Origin of the sequence: Clostridium aestuarii, from assembly GCF_026735135.1 — a bacterium.
GTDB lineage: Bacteria > Bacillota > Clostridia > Clostridiales > Clostridiaceae > Clostridium_H > Clostridium_H aestuarii.
The window spans coordinates 516,335-536,076 of sequence record NZ_JAPQER010000002.1 but is presented as its reverse complement, the minus strand read 5'-3'; the positions used below and the strand labels follow the sequence as shown (position 1 = coordinate 536,076).

Below are 19,742 nucleotides of genomic sequence, written 5' to 3'. Positions count from 1 at the left end.
TTTTTTATAAATTTTCTTTAGCTTCTTTTACAAGATTAGCCATTAGTTTTTTTACAGTTGTAATTTTATTTAATTTATAAACATTACTTCCAGCGAAAATCAACCCGTTATCTATATTACCGTTAACAGCATTAATTAAAGCTCGTGAAATACAATAAGGGGTTTTACTTGGATCACAAGGCTTTAAACAATGATAGCATTTTTTTATAGATGTAGCTGAAGAATGTAAAGTTTTTAGAAATTTATTGTTTATGGCTCTACCAGGCATTCCTACAGGACTTTTTGTTATAATTACGTCTTCTTTTGATGAATTGATATATGCATTTTTAAAATTAATATGAGCATCACATTCTTCAGTAGCAACAAATCGAGTTGCCATTTGCACGCCATTTGCACCTAGTTTTATAAATTCTGCAATATCTTTTCCATCAAATATTCCACCAGCAGCGATTACAGGAATATGTTTTTTATAAAGATTTTCTAAAGGTCTAATCACATTTAGTACATCTTTTATAATAGATTTTAAATCTTTTGAGGAAGACGAGTTTAATTCATCTGGTGAGAATCCTAAATGACCTCCTGCTTTTGGACCTTCAACGACTATAAGATCTGGTAAATAGTCAAATTTTTTTTTCCATAGTCTAGATATTACTGAGGCAGCTTTCCCAGAGGAAACTATTGGTGCAATTTTAGTTTTAGAGTTTTTTATAAATTTAGGAAGAGTTGTAGGTAGACCAGCACCACATATAATTAAATCTATTTTTTCTTGTACTGCAGTTAAAACTAAATTTTCAAAATTATTTGAAGCTACCATAATATTTACACCTAATATACCTTTTGGACTTAAATTTCTAGCTTTACGAATCTCTTTTTTTAAAGCTGTTATATTAGCATTATCAGTATTGGATTCAAAGTTGTTTTCTTTAAAACCAATTTGAGCTGCTGAAATAACGCCTATACCGCCTTCGTTAGCAACAGCTGAAGCTAAACTAGAAAGAGATATTCCAACGCCCATACCTCCTTGTATAATAGGAATATGGGCGGTTAATTCACCTATTTTTAAAGGTGGTAAATTCATATTATCTACTCCTTTTAAATGCAATTTTAAATAGTTTGATATACAAAATATTTGATAATCAAAGTATAGGAGATAAATAGAATTATGTCAATAAAAAGTTGTTAATGTTACAATATGTGGGTATAATAGATATTATATTTATAATAGCTATTATACTAATTTTTACATAGGAAATTTTAGTGCGATAAATTTGATATGATAAAATTAAGAAAAATTTAACTAAGTAATATGGTTATCATATAAAAGTAAGGTGGGGTTGAAATGAACAATGAAATAGATATAAATAATATCATAAAAAATAAGAATTTAGAAATTAAGTTCCAACCTATAGTATCTATAATTAAGCAACTTGTAATTGGATTTGAAGTTTCAAGTATAGGTTGTCATCAAAAAGATGAGTTTGTTACAATTGATGAACTAATTAAATGTGCTAAAAATAAAGATGTTATAATAGATTTAGATAGACTGTATAGAGAAAAAGCTGTTGAAAGTTTTAGTAAGCTATATTGTGAAACTAAGGAGAAAATTCTATTTATTAATATAAATGCATCTATAATTTCTAAATTTGTGGGCTCAGGTGTAATAATGGATTTAGTGAATAAATTTAATTTAAAACCGCAGAATGTTGTGCTGGAGATTGTAGAAGATAATATAGAAGATATAGAAAGTTTAAAAAGTTTTACAACAAATTATAGAAGCAAAGGGTTTTTAGTGGCTTTAAGTGATATAGGATATGGTTTTGCTAATTTAGATAAGATTTCGTACGTAGAACCAGATATAATTAAAATAAGTGGTGCAATAACTCAAAATATTGAATCAGATTATTATAAACAAGAGATATTCAAATCGCTTGTTAATTTATGTAAGAATATTGGGGCATTAGTAGTTGCAGATGGAATAGAAAGCTTGCAGCAGGCATTTACAACCATAGAGCTAGGAGCTGATATGCTTAAAGGTGAATATTTTGGTATATCTCAGGAAATAACTAATGAGTTTATGGATAATATAAAGGGAAATGTACAATACATAGCTAAAAAGTATAAAGATTATATGATTGATAAAATTAATATAGAAAAATCTAGACATAAAAGATATGAGTCTATTATGGAAAATATACTAAATGAATTATCTAATGTAAGAGAAAAAGAATTTAACAATAAATTAAAAGAAGTAATCTCTGACTATGATATTTTTGAATGTGTTTATATACTAAATAAAGATGGAGTTCAAGTAAGTGATACTTTTACTCATTATAAGAACATGCTTTCTCAAAAAGCACTTATATTTCACCCTGCTAAAAGGGGGACAAATCATTCTTTAAAAAAATACTATTATTTCTTAAAAAATATGGGGTTAAGTAAATACATAACTGAGCCGTATATTTCTCTAGCTACTGGAAATTTATGTATAACCATATCTTCTATATTTGCAAATAAAGATAATGAAAATTATATATTATGCATAGATTTTAATCCCAATGATATAAGTATATAGATTTTAAAATTTAAAATATAATATGAAAAGCTGGATGTGAAAGCATCTAAGCTTTTTTATTTTGGTTGAACCCATTGATTTGTAAATTATATAATTAAAATATTGTATGGAGTTTTTAAATTATGTTTATTATGGTAATATGATTTTGCTATATTATTTAAAAGGTAGGGATTATTAATGGATTTATTTGATCTTGCAATGAGTAAAAATAATAATAAAAAACCTTTAGCTGAAAAAATGAGACCTAAAAATTTAAATCAAATCTTTGGTCAAAAAAATATAATAGGTAAAGGTAGATTACTTAGAAGACTTATAGAAAATGATAATTTAACTTCTTTAATTTTGTTTGGTCCTCCAGGAGTTGGTAAAACAACTCTAGCACATGTGATATCTTTGGAAACAAAATGTGAGTTTATTAAATTAAATGCTACATCTATAAGTGTTAAAGAAATAAGAGAGTGTATAAAAAAAGCAGAGGAATTATTGAAGTTTTATGGAAAAAAGACAATGTTTTTTATCGATGAAATTCATGCGTTAAAAAAAGGAACGCAACAGGATGCTCTTTTAGATGCTGTGGAAAAGGGCGGTGTGGTATTAATAGGTGCTACTACAGAAAATCCGTATTTTCATTTAAATAGGGCGTTGATTAGTAGAGCAAGAATATTTAAATTGGAAGAACTTAAAAAAAATGATGTTAAGGACATATTAATAAATGCCTTAACGGATGCAGAAAGAGGATATGGTAAGTTAAATATAAATATTGATAATGATTCTATTGAGCTTATGGCTAAACTTTCAGGCGGAGATGCTAGAAATGCACTAAATTCTTTAGAACTTGCAGTACTATCTACAACTAAAAACAGTGATGGAGTAATTGTTATAAATAAAGAGGGCATAAAAGAATGTATACAAAATCCAGTTGTAAGTTATGATTCAAGTGGAGATAATCACTATGATGTTATATCTGCATTTATAAAAAGCATACGAGGATCTGATATAGATGCTGCACTTTATTGGTTTGGTAGAATGGTTGTAGGAGGCGAGGACCCGAGGTTTATAGTTAGAAGATTAATAGTGCATGCCTCAGAGGATATAGGAATGAAAGACCCTAATGCGATGTTGATTGTACATGCAGCATGGAATGCACTTGAAAGTGTAGGTATGCCTGAAGCAAGGATACCTATAGCACAGGCTATAATTTACCTTGCAAAAGCAAATAAATCTAACTCAGTTTTAAAAGCGATAGATAGTGCTATAGAAGATGCTAAATATAATCAATATAGAGTTCCAGCTCATTTAAGAGATACTCACTATGTTGGAGCTGAAGAATTAGGAAGTAGGGGTTATAAAAACCCCCACAATTATGAGGAACATTATATAGAACAAAAGTATTTCCCTAGAGAGATGGATACAAAAATATATTATAGAGAAGACTAAAAATGTTGACAAAAATAATCGGGTTTGATATTATACTAGTGAAAGCACAGCAAAACACTCGGAATTGCAAGGGGTGAGTAAATGAAATTATCAACAAAAGGAAGATACGGGGTTAGAGCTATGGTGGATCTAGCTATTCATTATGGAGAAGCTCCAGTGTCTATAAAAAGTATATCCCAAAGACAGGGGATATCAGAAAGTTATTTGGAACAATTATTTTCACCACTTAGAAAAGCTAAACTTATTAAAAGTGTTAGAGGAGCTCAAGGTGGTTATATTTTAAATAAAAATCCTAAAGAAATTACTTCAGCAGATGTTATAAGAGTTTTAGAAGGTCCTATAGAAATTTCTGCATGTGTAGATGAAGGCAATAAATGTAGTAATATGGATCGTTGTTCTACTAGACTTTTATGGAGAAAAATAAAAGAAGGCATAGATGGTATTACGAAATCAATAACATTACAAGATATGGTAGAAGATTATAAAAAGATACTAAAAGATAAGGAGTGATATTAATGGGTAAGAAAATTTATATGGATTATGCAGCTACTACATACACAAGAAAAGAAGTATTACAAGAGATGCTTCCTTATTTTAATGAGAGTTATGGAAATCCCTCTTCACTATATACTTTATCAGATTTAAACAAGAAAGTTGTAAACACTTCTAGAAACAGAGTGTCCAAAGCTATTAATGCTAAAACTGATGAAATATATTTTACAGCAGGGGGTTCGGAAGCGGATAACTGGGCTATAAAAGGTGTGGCTTGGGCTAATAAACATAAAGGAAATCATATAATTACGACTAAAATAGAGCATCATGCTATTTTAAATACATGTAAATTTTTAGAAAACAATGGATTTGAGGTTACTTATTTACCAGTGGATGAATATGGGTTTATTAGTTTAGAAGAGCTTAAAGAAGCTATTACTGATAAAACTATTTTAGTTTCTATAATGTTTGCTAATAATGAAATAGGTGCGATTCAATCTATAAAACAAATAGGAGAAATTTGTAATAAAAGAAATGTTTTGTTCCACACAGATGCTGTTCAAGCTGTTACACATGTTCCTATAGATGTAAAGGATATGAATATAGATTTATTATCTATGGCATCTCATAAATTTTATGGACCTAAAGGGGTAGGGGCACTTTATATAAAACATGGAGTTAAAATAGAAAATTTGATACATGGCGGTGGACAAGAAAAGGGCAAAAGAGCGAGTACGGAAAATGTACCAGGAATTGTTGGAATGGGAAAAGCCGTAGAACTTGCAATTTCTGAAATGTCACATGAAGGAAAAAGAATATCAGAACTTAGAGATAAGCTTATAAAAGAGCTTACTGAAAGAATATCTGATACAAAAATAAATGGACCAATAGGAGAAAAAAGACTTCCGGGAAATGTTAATTTGAGTTTTGTTGGGATTGAAGGTGAAACTTTATTATTAGATTTAGATGATAAAGGAATTTACGCTTCTACAGGAAGTGCTTGTGCATCAGGAGATCTTTCAGCGTCACATGTATTGCTTTCTATAGGATTATCACATGGAGTAGCGCATGGATCTTTAAGATTAAGTTTAGGTGAAGGAACTACGGAAGAAGATGTAGATTATGTTATAAATGTTTTACCACAAATAATTAAAAGAAGAAGAGAAATGTCACCGTACTGGGAACAATATCTTATTGAGAAAGGAGAAAAATAATTATGTATAGTGAAAAAGTTATGGATCATTTTAGAAATCCTAGAAATGTTGGGGAAATAAAAAAACCAAGTGGGATAGGTGAAGTAGGAAATCCTCAATGTGGAGATATAATGAAAATATATATAAAAGTTGAAGATGATATAATTGAAGATATTAAGTTTAAGACTTTTGGCTGTGGTTCTGCTATAGCATCTTCAAGTATGGCTACAGAACTTGTAAAGGGAAAAAATATAGAAGAAGCATGGAATTTGAGCAATAAAGCTGTAGTAGAAGCATTAGATGGGCTTCCACCAGTTAAAATACACTGTTCGGTACTAGCAGAAGAAGCTATTCATGAAGCGATAAATGATTATAGAATTAAGCAGGGATTTGAACCTTGGGAAACAAAAAAACATTCAGAAACTATTCATGATGAAATACATGGAAAATAAATGTATAAAACAGGTGATGAAAGATGAAAAAGAAAGTATTAATAGGTTTAAGTGGCGGAGTAGATAGTTCTGTTGCAGCATATCTTTTAAAAAAACAGGGATATGATGTTATTGGTATTACAATGAGATTATGCTCTGAAATAGATGTTTCACAGGATGCTAAAAAGATTGCAGATAAATTAAAAATTCCTTATTATATATTGGATCTTAGAAATAAATTCAATAGAGTTGTAATTGATTATTTTGCTAATGAATATATGAATGGAAGAACTCCTAATCCTTGTGCTATGTGTAATAAATTCATAAAATTTGAAGAGATGCTGGATAAAGCTAAAGAATTAGGAGCAGATTATATAGCAACAGGACATTATGCAAAAATACAAGAGTATAATGGAAGATATATAATTACTGCAGCTGAAGATGAAAGAAAAGATCAAACGTATATGCTGTATGGTCTTACTCAAAATATTTTAAGACATGTTTTAATGCCCTGCGGAGAATATTCAAAAAGTGAAATAAGAGAAATAGCTAAAGAAATAGGTCTTGAAGTGCATAACAAAAAAGATAGCATGGAAATTTGTTTTATTCCAGATAATGACCATGGCAAGTATATTAAAAATTTTAAAAAAGGGAAAGTAAAGCAAGGAAATTTTATAGATAAGAATGGAAAAAAAATAGGTAAACATAAAGGAATAATTTATTATACTATAGGTCAGAGAAAAGGACTTGGACTAGCTCTTGGGAAACCGGCATATGTAATTGATATACGTTCTAAAACAAATGAAGTAGTGATTGGTGATGAAGATGAGATTTTTAAAGATACTTTAATTGCAAAAGATGTTAATTTTATACCTTTTACTAAACTAGAAAATTCAATGGAAGTTGAAGCTAAAATTCGTTATTCTACATCAAAAAGTAAAGCTACAATAACTATATTACCAGATAAAAGAGTTAAAGTTAAATTCAAAGATAAGCAAAGAGCTATAACCAAAGGACAATGTGTTGTATTTTATTCTCAAGATTTACTTATAGGTGGCGGGATTATTAATGAGGTAATATAAAATTAGAACTTATTTATGCTTTTGATCTAAAAGTAAACATAAACTGTTCTTATTGAGCTATTAAGCTTTATAAGGACAGTTTTTATAAAAGTATAGAAAATAAAAAATTTTAAATTTTAATATTTGACACATAAAAATATTGAAATTCACAAAGAATTACTATATAATGACAAATGTTGACTAAAAAATTTTCAAGGATAATAATATGGATAGAAAAGCTATAAATTCAATGAATGATAATATTATTTAGTAATAGATAAGATATTGACATAAATATTATTTTTTCATATAATCAAAATGTATTTATTATTATAAAAATATATTGTAAGGTAATGACTAGAATTAGTAAATATTGTGGTTCATTAAGAGAGGAAGTGGGTGGTGAAAACTTCTTGAAACGGATATTGAAGCTGTCTAAGAGCCGTGATTTTTTGAGAGATATGTATGTGGTACGTATTAAATGTTAATGCGTATTATTGTATATAATTAGGGTGGTAACGCGGAAAACTTTCGTCCCTTGTTTGGGGATGGGAGTTTTTTGTTTTAATAAAAATTATTTTTCGTGGAGGGAATCTACATATGAGAAAGTTAGGATTAAATGAAGTAAGAGAAGCGTATTTGAAATTTTTTGAAAGTAAGGAGCATTTAAGGCTTAAAAGTTATTCATTAGTACCCAAAAATGATAAAAGTTTACTGCTTATAAATGCAGGCATGGCACCTCTAAAGCCATATTTTACAGGGCTTCAAACACCCCCAAAGACAAGAGTTACTACTTGTCAAAAGTGTATTAGAACTGGTGATATTGAAAATGTAGGTAAAACTTCAAGGCATGCTACGTTTTTTGAGATGCTTGGAAATTTTTCTTTTGGAGATTATTTTAAAGAGGAAGTTATTCCTTGGGCATGGGAATTTGTTACTGAGGTACTAGAAATTCCTAAAAACAAACTATATGTAACTATATACTTAGACGATGATGAAGCTTATGAGCTATGGACTAATAAAACAGATGTTGATCCTAAGCACATATTCAGGTTAGATAAGGAAGAAAATTTCTGGGAACATGGAGTTGGACCGTGTGGACCTTGTTCAGAAATTCATTTTTATAAAGATGAAGGAGAAATAATTTCAGCAGAAGATTTTATGAAAAAGTCAGATGCTGATAGAGCTGTTGAATTTTGGAATCTTGTATTTACTCAATTTGATAAAGATGAAGAAGGTAAGTATAATAAATTATCACATCCTAATATTGATACAGGTATGGGACTTGAAAGAATGGCTACTATTATGCAAGGGGTTGAAACTATTTTTGAAGTTGACACTATAAAGAGCATTCTTGAAAAATCTTCAGAATTAGCAGGAGTTAAATATGGAGAAGATTCAATAAAAGATGTATCACTTAGAATTATAACAGATCATATAAGAAGTGTTTCGTTTATGATAAGTGATGGAGTTCTACCATCAAATGAAGGAAGAGGATATGTTTTAAGAAGATTGCTAAGACGTGCAGCAAGACATGGAAGGTTACTTGGTATAGAAAAAGCTTTCTTAGTTGATATAGTAGATACTATAGTTGAAAATTCAGGGGATGCATATCCTGAATTAAAGGAAAAGAAAGAATATATTAAAAAAATTATATCAATGGAAGAACAAAGATTTGATGAAACTATAGATGCTGGAATAGATATTTTAAATGTATATGTAGATGAAATAGAGCGAGAAGGTAAAAAAGTATTGTCTGGAGATAAAATTTTCAAGTTATATGATACTTATGGATTTCCTGTTGAATTAACTAAAGAAATACTAGAGGAAAAGGAATTAAGTATTGATATAGATGGTTTTAATAAGGAAATGAAATCTCAAAGAGAAAGAGCAAGAGCTGCAAGAAAAGAAAGTACTTATATGGGAACAGATGTTAAGGTGCTTGATACAATTTCATCAGAAGTACAGACTGCATTTGATGGATATAATAAATTAGAATTAAAATCTAAAGTTAAAATAATTATTAAAGATGACAAATTTGTATCTTCTATTGAAGAAGGACAAAAAGGAATAATAGTTGTGGAAAACACTCCTTTTTACCCAGAAATGGGAGGTCAAGTAGGGGATACAGGAATAATATTCACTGAAGGATTTATTGCAAAAGTAGAAAATTGTAAAAAGAATATTGGAGGAAAAATAATACATTTTGTGGAAGTTGAAAAAGGAAGTATAAGTGTAGAAGATGAGGTTATACTAAAAGTTGATAAAGATAGAAGAGAAAAAATTGCTAAAAATCATAGCGCTACTCATATGCTTCATGCAGTATTAAGAAAAGTGCTTGGAGAACATGTGCATCAATCAGGTTCTTATGTAGATGATGAAAGATTAAGATTTGACTTTACACATTTTGCAGCAGTAACATTTGAAGAATTAAAAACAATTGAAAATCTCGTAAATAAAAAAATAATGGAAATACATGATGTTAATACTGAGGTTATGTCTATTGAAGAAGCAAAAGAATCAGGAGCAATGGCTTTATTTGATGAAAAATATGCTGATGAAGTAAGAGTTGTAAAAATGGGTGATTTCAGTAGAGAACTTTGTGGTGGTACTCATATACAAAACTGTGGAAAAATTGGATTGCTTAAGATTGTATCAGAAAGTGGTATAGCTGCTGGAATAAGAAGAATTGAAGCTGTTACAGGAACTAGTGCTTTAGAGTTTATTGAAAGAAAAGCTGAACTTTTAAAAGAGGTTTCACAATCACTTAAATGTTCAGAAAAAGATATAATAGGCAAGTTGAACCAACAAGTAGTAGAAATCAAAGAAAAAGATAGAGAAATATTAATGCTCAAATCTAAAATTGCTAGTGGAGCAGAAGATGAAATATTGAATAGTATTAAAGAAATAAAAGGAATGAAATATGCAGCAGCTGCTTTGAAAGATGTTGATGGAAATGCATTAAGAGATTTAGCAGATAAAATAAAAAGTAAGATGAACAGCGGATTAGTTGTGCTTGGTAGCACTAATGGTGACAAGGTTCAATTTATAGCGATGGCAACTAAAGATGCTTTAGATAAGGGAGTTCATTGTGGAAAAATAATTAAAGAAATTGCAAAAATCGCTGGTGGTGGCGGTGGTGGAAGACCAGATATGGCACAAGCTGGTGGAAAACTTCCAGAGAAGTTAAATGAAGCCATAAAACAAGCAGAAAAAATTGTGGAAGATTCAGTAAAATAGTATACTTTTTATTTGATATAGGTTATAATAATTTTAAAGGGAATTATAACTCGAAACTGCACGGCTTAAAAAAGGGGTGAAGCAGTTATGAATATTGATAACACTATGCAATTTGACATTCAAAAGAATAAAGAAGATTTAACAAGAACTATATTAACGCAAGTTAATGATGCTTTGAAGGAGAATGGATATAATCCTATTAATCAATTAGTAGGATACATAATCTCAGGTGATCCTACGTATATTACTAATTATAATGGCGCTCGAGCTTTAGTAAGAAAATTGGAAAGAGATGAAATTCTAGAAGAAGTTCTTAAAGCTTATTTATCAATAAAATAAAATGCCCTTTTGGGCATTTTTATTTTAACATTACACACAATATGCAATAGAGGAGATACTTCATGAGAATACTTGGATTAGATATCGGAGATAGAACTATAGGGGTTGCTATAAGTGATCCTCTAGGAATTACAGCACAAGGGATTACAACAATAAATAGAAAAAATGAAGAATATGATATAAATGAATTAGTTAAAATTTGTAATGAATATAGTGTTGAGGAATTTGTTTGTGGACTTCCTAAAAATATGAATGGAACAATAGGAATTCAAGGAGAAAAAGCTTTGAAATTTTCTGAATTGATAAAAGAAAGCATTCAGTTGCCTGTAAAAATGTGGGATGAAAGACTTACAACAGCAGCAGCGAATAGAGCTATGTTACAAGCTGATTTGTCAAGGGCTAAAAGGAAAAAACTAGTAGATAAAATAGCTGCTACGTATATTTTACAAGGATATTTAGATAGTATTAGGTAATTTGATATTTGAATTATATTGTTAAAGGAGAATGATTATGGAAAATAATATAAATACAATTATATTAAGAGATGAAGAAAACAATGAAGTAGAATTTGAACTTATTATGAAATTCGATATTGAAGATAGCGAATATGTAATTGTTGCACCTACAGAAGGTGATGAGGTTGAAGCTGTAGCATTTAAAATAGATAAAGATGATAAAGGTGAAGACATTTTTGTAACTATAGATGATGAAGATGAATTTGAAATGGTAACAGAAGCATATGAAACATTATGTTTAGAACAGGATAAGCTTAATTAATAGAAAACCATAATAATAACAATGATTATCAATTGACAAAATGTAAAATTAATATTAAACTTAACTTAGATAATGTGATAAGCTTAGTGGAAATATATTAACAAATATAGGAAATGAGGTATTAAAATGTCTAAAGTATCTTCATCACAAATTGATAGGTTAAAAGATAAATTAAAATTAAATGGATATAAATTGACGCCTCAAAGAAGAGCTATAGTTAATATAATTATAGAAAATAAAGGAAAACATCTTACTGCTGAAGAATTATATGATCTTGTAAAAATAGAATGTCCTGAAATAGGTTTGGCTACGGTATATAGAACTATACAGTTGTTAGAAGAAATAGGTATAGTGTACAAATTAAGCCTTGATGATGGATGTAATAGATATGAATTAGTTAATGAAGATCAAGTGCATCAACATCATCATTTAATATGTACAAAATGTGGTAAAGTAATTGAGGTTGAAGGCGATTTACTTGATTCAATAGAAAAAAAATTAGAAACAAAATATAAATTCAAAATACAAAATCATAGTGTGAAATTTTTTGGAATTTGTGATAAATGTATATAAAAATTTAAAATTATAAATTAAAATACTTGTTTAAAAGGAGGGTAGGGTATTGAAAATAGAAAAAGATAAAATAAAAATCATTCCATTAGGTGGATTAAATGAAATAGGCAAGAACTTAACAGCTTTTGAATACAAAAATGAGATAGTTATTATAGATTGCGGACTTAAGTTTCCAGATGATGAAATGTTAGGTATTGATGTAGTTATACCTGATATAGGGTATCTAATAAAAAATAAAGAAAAAATCAAGGGAATATTCTTAACACATGGACATGAGGATCATATAGGTGCTCTTCCGTATGTACTGAGAGAATTAAATGTACCAGTTTATGGAACAAAACTAACGTTAGGAATTGTTGAAAATAGACTGAAAGAAAATGGGTTATTAAGTTCGTGTAAATTGCATAGAGTAAAACCTAAAGAATTTATAAAACTTAACAATATGTCTATAGAATTCATAAGAACTAGTCATAGTATTGCTGATGCCGTAGCTTTAGCAATCCATACACCATTAGGCATTATATTACATACTGGTGACTTTAAGATTGACTATACGCCGATAGATGGGCAAGTAGCGGATTTAACTAGATTTGCAGAATTGGGTAAAAAAGGTGTTATTGTTATGCTCGCTGATAGTACAAATGTAGAAAGACCAGGTTCTACAATGTCAGAAAAAACTGTAGGAGAAACTTTTGAAAATATATTTTCAAAAGCTGATGGAAGAATAATAGTTGCAACTTTTGCTTCTAATATTCATAGAATTCAACAAATAATTGGAGCATCATCTAAATTTGGAAGAAAAGTTGCAGTATCAGGAAGAAGCATGGAAAACATTGTTGGAGTTGCGTCTGAACTCGGTTACTTAGAATATGAAGAAGGAACTTTAATCAGTATAGATGATATAAAAAAATATACTAATGACAAAATAACTATAATTACCACAGGAAGTCAAGGAGAACCTATGTCTGCTCTTTCAAGAATGGCATCTTCAGACCATAAAAAAGTGAACATAGTACCAGGTGATATGGTTATTATTTCAGCAACTCCTATTCCTGGAAATGAAAAATTAGTGTCAAAAGTGATAAATCAGTTATTTAAACAAGGAGCAAATGTAATATATGAAGCACTTGCAGATGTTCATGTATCTGGTCATGCGTGTCAAGAAGAGCTTAAATTAATGCATACACTTGTAAAGCCTAAGTTTTTTATACCTGTACATGGTGAGTATAGAATGTTAAAACAACATGCTGATCTTGCAATGAAACTAGGTTTACCAAAGAGTAATATAGTTATAGCTGAAAATGGTGGAGTAATTGAAGTTACAAAAGAATATATAAAGAAAAGTGGAAGTGTTTCTTCAGGTCAGATATTTGTAGATGGACTAGGTGTTGGGGATGTTGGTAATATAGTTTTAAGAGATAGAAGACATTTATCTCAAGATGGAATATTGACAGTTGTTGTTACTATTGCTAAAGAAAACGGTAAAGTGATAGCTGGACCTGATATTATATCTAGAGGATTTGTATATGTTAGAGAGTCTGAAGATTTAATGGATGAAGCTAAAAGTATAGTTAGAAGTGCTTTAAGAGAATGTGAACAAAAACACATTACAGAATGGGCTGTTATAAAGTCAAAAGTAAAAGAAGTGCTTAGAATGTTTTTGTATGAGCAAACTAAGAGAAAACCAATGATACTTCCAATAATTATGGAAATATAATACACCAATGTGTTAAAAGTGAATATTTATGATATAGCTCATTAGTTTACAATTGTATTGAAAAATTGTGATGAAGTAAAAAAAAATAGAGAAGTTAATAAAATAAGAAGATTTTAGAGAATTTTAGAAAAATTTAATTTCAGGCATATTCACAACAAATAGAAGCAGCAGAAATAGATTAAGCAACAAAAGATAAATTGTAAAATTTGGATTTGATTATTTCAAGGAATCTAGATTTGGAGCACTATGGTAAGGCATAATAAAGATATTAAATGCAACAATGGGTGTAAATATATCTTTGAAACAGTAAAAGTAAGTTTTTGAAATGTTGACTTTTTAAACTTATGATATTATCATTAGTATGATAAGTATAAAGTTGGATACTAAAATAGTATCCAATTTTTATTTGCTAAAATATAATCTAATTATGATAGTTATTTGAAAGTATGGAGGAAAGAAAATGGAATTATTCGTAAGAAACGACATTAGAAACATAGCAATTATTGCACATGTTGATCATGGTAAAACTACATTAGTAGATGCAATGCTAAAACAAAGCCAGGTATTTAGAGAAAATCAAAAGGTTGAAGAAAGAATTATGGATTCAAATGATTTGGAAAAAGAAAGAGGAATAACTATTCTTTCAAAAAACACATCAGTATTTTATAATGGTGTTAAGATAAATATTGTTGATACTCCTGGACATGCTGATTTTGGTGGAGAGGTAGAACGTGTACTTAAAATGGTTGATAGTGTTCTTTTAGTAGTAGATGCTTATGAAGGAGCTATGCCTCAAACTAAATTTGTTCTAAAAAAAGCATTAGAACTTGAACTAAAACCTATAGTTGTAATTAATAAGATAGATAAACCTAATGCAAGACCTGAAGAAGTTATAAATGAGGTATTTGATTTATTTGTTGAACTTGGTGCTGATGATGAGCAACTTGATTTCCCAATAGTTTATGCTTCTGCAAAAGGTGCATATGCTAAATATGAAGTGGATGATAACAATGAAGATATGAAGCCTTTGTTTGATGCTGTAATTAAAAATGTTAATGCCCCTTCAGGATATATAGATCAACCACTTCAATTATTAGTTACTACAATTGATTATAATGAATATGTAGGAAGAATTGGAATTGGTAAGATTGAAAGAGGAGAAATTAGTAAAAATCAACAAGTTGCTGTAATTAAAAGAGATGGAACAAAAGAAAATGTTAAAGTTGCAAATTTATATGTTTATAATGGATTAAAAAAAGAGGAAGTTGTTGAAGCAAAACTTGGAGATATAGTTGCAGTTACTGGTATACCTGACATCAATATAGGAGAGACTATTGCAGATACTTCATGTGCAGAAGCTATACCATTTGTTGAAATTGATGAACCTACTCTTAGTATGAACTTTATTGTAAATAATTCCCCATTTGCTGGAAAAGAAGGAGACTTTGTTACTTCAAGACAGTTAAGAGATAGATTGTTTAAGGAATTAGAAACAAATGTAAGTTTAAGGATTAAAGAAACTGAGTCAACTGATGTATTTGAAGTGAGTGGTAGAGGAGAATTACATCTCTCAATTTTGATAGAAACAATGAGAAGAGAAGGATATGAATTTCAAGTTTCAAAACCAACTGTTATATACCATCAAGAAGATGGAAAAAGAATGGAACCTATTGAATATTTAACTGTAGATGTACCAGAAGAATTTATGGGTGTGGTTATGGAAAAGCTTGGACCTAGAAAAGCAGAAATGATAAACATGACTTCTGCCGTTAATGGATATTCAAGACTAGAGTTTGAAATACCTGCAAGAGGTCTTATAGGTTTCAGAAATGAATTTATGACTGATACAAAAGGTAATGGTATAATGAACCATGTATTTAATGGATATGAAGAATATAAAGGAGAAATACCAGGAAGAACAAGAGGTTCTCTAGTAGCATTTGAAGAGGGTGAAGCTATAACATATGGCTTATTTAATGCTCAAGAAAGAGGAAAATTATTTGCAAAACCTGGTGTGCCAATTTATAAGGGTATGGTTGTAGGAGAATGTTCAAGAGCAGATGATATAGATGTAAATGTATGTAAGAAAAAGCATTTAACTAATACAAGATCATCAGGAGCTGATGAATCATTAAAACTTATTCCAGCAATTGAAATGAGTCTTGAACAGTGTCTTGAGTTTATTGCTGAAGATGAACTTGTTGAAGTTACGCCTGAAAATATTAGAATGAGAAAAACAATATTAGATAGTACAGAAAGAAAGAGACTTTCAAGAAGGAAATAATAATTTTCATGGGGTGAATTGATGAAAAATAAAAAAGGGCTTACTGTAAGTATTATTATATTGTTTATGTTGAGCTTTTTAGTATTAAAATTTGTTTATGCCATCAAACATCCTTTTATGGTAGAAACTGGCAAGGTGCCGGTTTCTATTGTAAAAGGAAATTCTTTATATACAATAATAGATAAATTAAGTAAAAAAGGTTTAATTAAAAATAAATATTTAATTAAAGTGTATGTTAATGGTAAGAAATTAAATACTAATATTAAACCTGGAGAATATTTAATTGATGCTGATGTATCAATTAAGAAATTTATTCAGATATTAAATGAAGGAAATGAAAGTAAAAATTGTATTCGAATTACAATTCCAGAAGGGTATAATATCGAAGATATAAGTGAGATTATGGAGAAAAAGGGGATAATGAAAAAGCAAGAGTTTTTAAAAAGTTGTGAGAAATATCCTACTCCTGAATTTATTAAAGTAAGCTCAAATATAAGATATTCACTAGAAGGATATTTGTTTCCTGATACATATGAATTTGAAAAAGGAGATACAGGTGAGGAAATAATAAAAAAAATGTTAAATAGATTTGAAGAAGTTTTAAATGATATTACTGAAAAAGAAAATAAGGAAATAAGTAATATTCAAGAATTAATAACAATTGCATCAGTTATTGAAAAAGAAGCAAGGACTGATAGTGATAGAAATAAAATTTCTTCTGTGTTTTATAATAGATTAGATAAGGGTATGAGGTTACAAGTTGATGCTACCGTTTTGTATGCAATGGGTAAACATAAAGGAAAATTATCCTTAAAAGATTTAGAAATAGACTCACCGTATAATACATATAAAGTTAAAGGACTTCCACCAGGACCAATATCTAATCCAGGCAAATCATGTATTGAAGCTGCTTTGAATCCTGATAATAATGAATATATATATTATGTGTTGTCAGATCATAAAAAACATTATTTTACAAATAATTACAAGGATTTTTTAAAAGCTAAAGAAAGATATAAAAAAAGTAACTAAATATTATAGTGTTTAAGTTTGGAGGAACATTAATGAGTGGAGTAGCACATAGCTACATGAGTGATTATATAAGAAGTTTGATTGATGAAGAAAAAGGGATTTTAAAAGAACTTCAAGAATTTGCAGAGAGAGAGAATGTGCCTATAGTTCAAAAGGAAGTAGGAAACTTTTTGAGATTTATAGTAACAACTCAGAGGCCTAAAAAAATTTTAGAATTAGGCACAGCTATTGGGTATTCATCAATTCTTATGAATTTAGCTTCAAATGGTAAAAGTGAAATAACTACCATAGAAAGAGATGAGAAAATGATTAGCATAGCTAAGAAAAATATTTCTAATCATGGACTAGATAAAAAAATAAAGTTGATTGAAGGCGAATGTCTAGAAGTTTTAGAAAAAATAGAAGATAAGTATGATATGGTTTTTATGGATGCTGGAAAAGGACATTATAATCATTTTTTACCACATTGTTTAAGATTGTTAAATCAAGATGGTATTATTGTTGCAGATAATGTTTTATTTAGAGGAATGGTAGCGTCTGATAAGCTTATAAAAAGAAGAAAGATTACAATTGTAAAAAGAATGAGAAACTATCTAGAATTAGTTTCTAAGGATAAAAATCTTATTACTTCTGTAATACCTATGGGAGATGGTATTGCAGTTACTACAAGGAGGGGTACAAATGAATAGACCTGAAATATTAGCTCCAGCAGGTAACTTAGAAAAGTTAAAAACTGCTATAGATTTTGGAGCAGATGCGGTTTATTTAGGAGGTAGTAAGCTCAATTTAAGAGCACTTGCAGATAACTTTAATACTGAAAAATTAAAAGAAGGTATAAGTTATGCTCATGATAGAGGAAGAAAGATTTATGTTACTGTAAATGTTTTTCCACATAACGATGATTTGATTGGACTTGAAGAATATTTAAAAGAATTATATGAGCTAGGTGTGGATGCAATTATTGTATCAGATCCAGGAATAATAGCTACTGCAAAAGAAGTTACACCAAATTTGGAACTACATTTAAGTACACAAGCTAATAATGTAAATTGGAAATCAGCTTTATTTTGGCATGAAATTGGTTTAAAAAGAATAGTGTTAGCAAGAGAATTATCTTTAGAAGAAATGAAAGAAATTAGAGAGAAGCTTCCAAAAACATGCGAAATTGAAGCTTTTGTGCATGGTTCTATGTGTGTATCATATTCAGGAAGATGTCTTATATCAAATTATATGACAGGCAGAGATTCTAATAGAGGACTTTGTGCTCAACCTTGTAGATATCAATATTATTTAATGGAAGAAAAAAGACCAGGAGAATTTTTCCCAATACTTGAAGATGAAAGAGGGACTTATATTTTAAACTCTAAAGATTTATGTATGATTGAACACATACCACAACTTGTTGAAGCAGGAATAAATTCTCTTAAAATAGAGGGGAGAATGAAAAGTGCGTATTATGTTGCTTCTGTAGTTAAAGCATACAGAGAAGCTTTGGATTCATATTTAGAAAATCCAAAGGAATATAAGTTTAAAGAAGAATGGATTAATTGTCTAATGAAACCTAGTCATAGAAATTATTCTACAGGATTTTATTTTGGAGAGAATGAAATAGAAACGTATGAGTCATCTTCGTATGTGAGAAATTATGATATTATAGGTATTGTGAAAAAATTTGATGAAGATACTTTTACTGCTACAGTAGAACAAAGAAACAGAGTTTTTGAAGGTGAGAAAGTTGAAGTTTTAAGAGCAAAAGGAGATAGTTTTGAAGTAATTTTAAAAGACATGAAAGATAAAAATGGAAATTCTATTGAAGCTGCACGTTCAGCTCAAATGATATTTAATATAAAAGTAAATAAAAAACTACAAGAAAAAGATATATTAATAAAAGCCAGGGAGAGTAATAAATGAGAAGACCAATATTAATAGGAATTACAGGTGGAACTGGATCTGGAAAGAGTACTGTAGCTAAGGAAATTTATAGAAGCTTCAATCAAGAATGTATAGCTATAATAGAACAGGATTCATATTATAAAGATCAAACTCACTTAGCTTTTAAAGAAAGAATCAAAACTAATTATGATCATCCAGATGCTTTTGATACTTCATTACTAGTGAAGCATTTAAAAATGCTTTTGGATGAAAAAACTATCTATAAGCCTATATATGATTTTAAAGAACATACAAGAAAAAAAGATACAATTAAAGTTGAATCAAGAGATATTGTTATGGTTGAAGGAATAATGATACTACAAGAACCAGCTATAAGGGAATTATTAGATATTAAAATATATGTGGATACAGATGACGATGTTAGAATTATAAGAAGAATGCTTAGAGATATAAATGAAAGAGGAAGAACTGTAGAATCGGTTATTGATCAATATCTTAGTGTCGTAAAGCCTATGCATATTCAATTTGTTGAACCAACAAAGAGGTATGCAGATATTATTGTGCCAGAAGGTGGACATAATAAAGTAGCTATTGATATTTTGGTATCAAAAATAAAACAAATTTTGTTAGAGAATAAATGATATTTAATATGAATAAAACACCTATTTTAGGCTAAAATTTAACCTAAAGGAGGTGTTTTT

Annotated in this window: 18 protein-coding genes and 1 other annotated feature; of the genes, 17 read left to right on the top strand and 1 reads right to left on the bottom strand. The window is 29.2% G+C overall.

The annotated features are described in order from the left end of the window. Window positions 1-4: 4 nt before the first annotated feature. The gene (locus tag OW763_RS06775) at window positions 5-1,078 is read right to left on the bottom strand and encodes an NAD(P)H-dependent flavin oxidoreductase (protein ID WP_268040323.1); all 1,074 of its coding nucleotides are present in this window, start codon (window positions 1,076-1,078) and stop codon (window positions 5-7) included. A gap of 261 nt (window positions 1,079-1,339) precedes the next feature. Here OW763_RS06775 and OW763_RS06770 point away from each other — a divergent pair, with 261 nt between their 5' ends. The 17 genes from OW763_RS06770 (at window position 1,340) to udk (ending at window position 19,682) form a co-directional block, all read left to right on the top strand. Beyond that, window positions 1,340-2,572, top strand: a complete 1,233-nt coding sequence (locus tag OW763_RS06770) for an EAL domain-containing protein (protein WP_268040322.1) — start codon at window positions 1,340-1,342, stop codon at window positions 2,570-2,572. A 177-nt stretch (window positions 2,573-2,749) separates the two neighbouring features. Further along, the gene (locus OW763_RS06765) at window positions 2,750-4,009 is read left to right on the top strand and encodes a replication-associated recombination protein A (RefSeq protein ID WP_268040321.1); all 1,260 of its coding nucleotides are present in this window, start codon (window positions 2,750-2,752) and stop codon (window positions 4,007-4,009) included. Window positions 4,010-4,090: 81 nt separating this feature from the next. Next, window positions 4,091-4,519 (top strand): RrF2 family transcriptional regulator, encoded by a 429-nt coding sequence (locus OW763_RS06760; RefSeq protein WP_268040320.1) that lies wholly within the window; start codon window positions 4,091-4,093, stop codon window positions 4,517-4,519. 5 nt (window positions 4,520-4,524) lie between these two features. Beyond that, window positions 4,525-5,715 carry a cysteine desulfurase NifS gene (nifS, locus tag OW763_RS06755; RefSeq protein ID WP_268040319.1) on the top strand — a complete coding sequence of 397 codons (1,191 nt, stop codon included), beginning with the start codon at window positions 4,525-4,527 and terminating at the stop codon, window positions 5,713-5,715. Window positions 5,716-5,717: 2 nt separating this feature from the next. Then, on the top strand, window positions 5,718-6,146 hold the full coding sequence (gene nifU / locus OW763_RS06750) for a Fe-S cluster assembly scaffold protein NifU (RefSeq protein WP_268040318.1): 429 nt from the start codon (window positions 5,718-5,720) through the stop codon (window positions 6,144-6,146). A 23-nt stretch (window positions 6,147-6,169) separates the two neighbouring features. Further along, a complete protein-coding gene (gene mnmA / locus OW763_RS06745) occupies window positions 6,170-7,207 on the top strand; it encodes a tRNA 2-thiouridine(34) synthase MnmA (protein ID WP_268040317.1) in 1,038 nt (345 codons plus the stop codon). Window positions 7,208-7,530: 323 nt separating this feature from the next. Continuing rightward, window positions 7,531-7,728: a binding site (T-box leader), on the top strand. Window positions 7,729-7,786: 58 nt separating this feature from the next. Further along, window positions 7,787-10,426, top strand: a complete 2,640-nt coding sequence (gene alaS, locus OW763_RS06740; RefSeq protein WP_268040316.1) for an alanine--tRNA ligase — start codon at window positions 7,787-7,789, stop codon at window positions 10,424-10,426. 87 nt (window positions 10,427-10,513) lie between these two features. Further along, window positions 10,514-10,765 (top strand): IreB family regulatory phosphoprotein, encoded by a 252-nt coding sequence (locus tag OW763_RS06735; RefSeq protein ID WP_268040315.1) that lies wholly within the window; start codon window positions 10,514-10,516, stop codon window positions 10,763-10,765. 62 nt (window positions 10,766-10,827) lie between these two features. Next, window positions 10,828-11,238 carry a Holliday junction resolvase RuvX gene (ruvX, locus tag OW763_RS06730; protein ID WP_268040314.1) on the top strand — a complete coding sequence of 137 codons (411 nt, stop codon included), beginning with the start codon at window positions 10,828-10,830 and terminating at the stop codon, window positions 11,236-11,238. Window positions 11,239-11,275: 37 nt separating this feature from the next. After that, entirely contained in the window at window positions 11,276-11,542 is a 267-nt protein-coding gene (locus OW763_RS06725; protein ID WP_268040313.1) for a DUF1292 domain-containing protein, read from the top strand. A gap of 126 nt (window positions 11,543-11,668) precedes the next feature. After that, a complete protein-coding gene (locus OW763_RS06720; protein WP_268040312.1) occupies window positions 11,669-12,115 on the top strand; it encodes a Fur family transcriptional regulator in 447 nt (148 codons plus the stop codon). A gap of 49 nt (window positions 12,116-12,164) precedes the next feature. Beyond that, window positions 12,165-13,832, top strand: a complete 1,668-nt coding sequence (locus OW763_RS06715) for a ribonuclease J (protein ID WP_268040311.1) — start codon at window positions 12,165-12,167, stop codon at window positions 13,830-13,832. A 460-nt stretch (window positions 13,833-14,292) separates the two neighbouring features. Then, on the top strand, window positions 14,293-16,116 hold the full coding sequence (gene typA / locus OW763_RS06710) for a translational GTPase TypA (protein WP_268040310.1): 1,824 nt from the start codon (window positions 14,293-14,295) through the stop codon (window positions 16,114-16,116). A gap of 21 nt (window positions 16,117-16,137) precedes the next feature. Beyond that, window positions 16,138-17,148 (top strand): endolytic transglycosylase MltG, encoded by a 1,011-nt coding sequence (mltG, locus tag OW763_RS06705; RefSeq protein WP_268040309.1) that lies wholly within the window; start codon window positions 16,138-16,140, stop codon window positions 17,146-17,148. 32 nt (window positions 17,149-17,180) lie between these two features. Further along, window positions 17,181-17,837 (top strand): O-methyltransferase, encoded by a 657-nt coding sequence (locus OW763_RS06700; protein ID WP_268040308.1) that lies wholly within the window; start codon window positions 17,181-17,183, stop codon window positions 17,835-17,837. Further along, a complete protein-coding gene (locus OW763_RS06695; protein WP_268040307.1) occupies window positions 17,830-19,059 on the top strand; it encodes a peptidase U32 family protein in 1,230 nt (409 codons plus the stop codon). Before OW763_RS06700 ends, OW763_RS06695 begins: the two co-directional genes overlap by 8 nt. Further along, window positions 19,056-19,682, top strand: a complete 627-nt coding sequence (gene udk / locus OW763_RS06690) for a uridine kinase (RefSeq protein ID WP_268040306.1) — start codon at window positions 19,056-19,058, stop codon at window positions 19,680-19,682. Before OW763_RS06695 ends, udk begins: the two co-directional genes overlap by 4 nt. Window positions 19,683-19,742: the final 60 nt, after the last annotated feature.

Excerpts from the sequence above, each read along its gene's own strand:
- nifU (WP_268040318.1), top strand. The coding sequence starts at position 5,718 with ATGTATAGTGAAAAAGTTATGGATCATTTTAGAAATCCTAGAAATGTT.
- OW763_RS06735 (WP_268040315.1), top strand. The coding sequence starts at position 10,514 with ATGAATATTGATAACACTATGCAATTTGACATTCAAAAGAATAAAGAA.
- mnmA (WP_268040317.1), top strand. The coding sequence starts at position 6,170 with ATGAAAAAGAAAGTATTAATAGGTTTAAGTGGCGGAGTAGATAGTTCT.
- OW763_RS06765 (WP_268040321.1), top strand. The coding sequence starts at position 2,750 with ATGGATTTATTTGATCTTGCAATGAGTAAAAATAATAATAAAAAACCT.
- typA (WP_268040310.1), top strand. The coding sequence starts at position 14,293 with ATGGAATTATTCGTAAGAAACGACATTAGAAACATAGCAATTATTGCA.
- mltG (WP_268040309.1), top strand. The coding sequence starts at position 16,138 with ATGAAAAATAAAAAAGGGCTTACTGTAAGTATTATTATATTGTTTATG.
- nifS (WP_268040319.1), top strand. The coding sequence starts at position 4,525 with ATGGGTAAGAAAATTTATATGGATTATGCAGCTACTACATACACAAGA.
- OW763_RS06700 (WP_268040308.1), top strand. The coding sequence starts at position 17,181 with ATGAGTGGAGTAGCACATAGCTACATGAGTGATTATATAAGAAGTTTG.
- OW763_RS06695 (WP_268040307.1), top strand. The coding sequence starts at position 17,830 with ATGAATAGACCTGAAATATTAGCTCCAGCAGGTAACTTAGAAAAGTTA.
- OW763_RS06775 (WP_268040323.1), bottom strand. The coding sequence starts at position 1,078 with ATGAATTTACCACCTTTAAAAATAGGTGAATTAACCGCCCATATTCCT.
- ruvX (WP_268040314.1), top strand. The coding sequence starts at position 10,828 with ATGAGAATACTTGGATTAGATATCGGAGATAGAACTATAGGGGTTGCT.
- OW763_RS06725 (WP_268040313.1), top strand. The coding sequence starts at position 11,276 with ATGGAAAATAATATAAATACAATTATATTAAGAGATGAAGAAAACAAT.
- udk (WP_268040306.1), top strand. The coding sequence starts at position 19,056 with ATGAGAAGACCAATATTAATAGGAATTACAGGTGGAACTGGATCTGGA.
- OW763_RS06760 (WP_268040320.1), top strand. The coding sequence starts at position 4,091 with ATGAAATTATCAACAAAAGGAAGATACGGGGTTAGAGCTATGGTGGAT.
- alaS (WP_268040316.1), top strand. The coding sequence starts at position 7,787 with ATGAGAAAGTTAGGATTAAATGAAGTAAGAGAAGCGTATTTGAAATTT.
- OW763_RS06720 (WP_268040312.1), top strand. The coding sequence starts at position 11,669 with ATGTCTAAAGTATCTTCATCACAAATTGATAGGTTAAAAGATAAATTA.
- OW763_RS06770 (WP_268040322.1), top strand. The coding sequence starts at position 1,340 with ATGAACAATGAAATAGATATAAATAATATCATAAAAAATAAGAATTTA.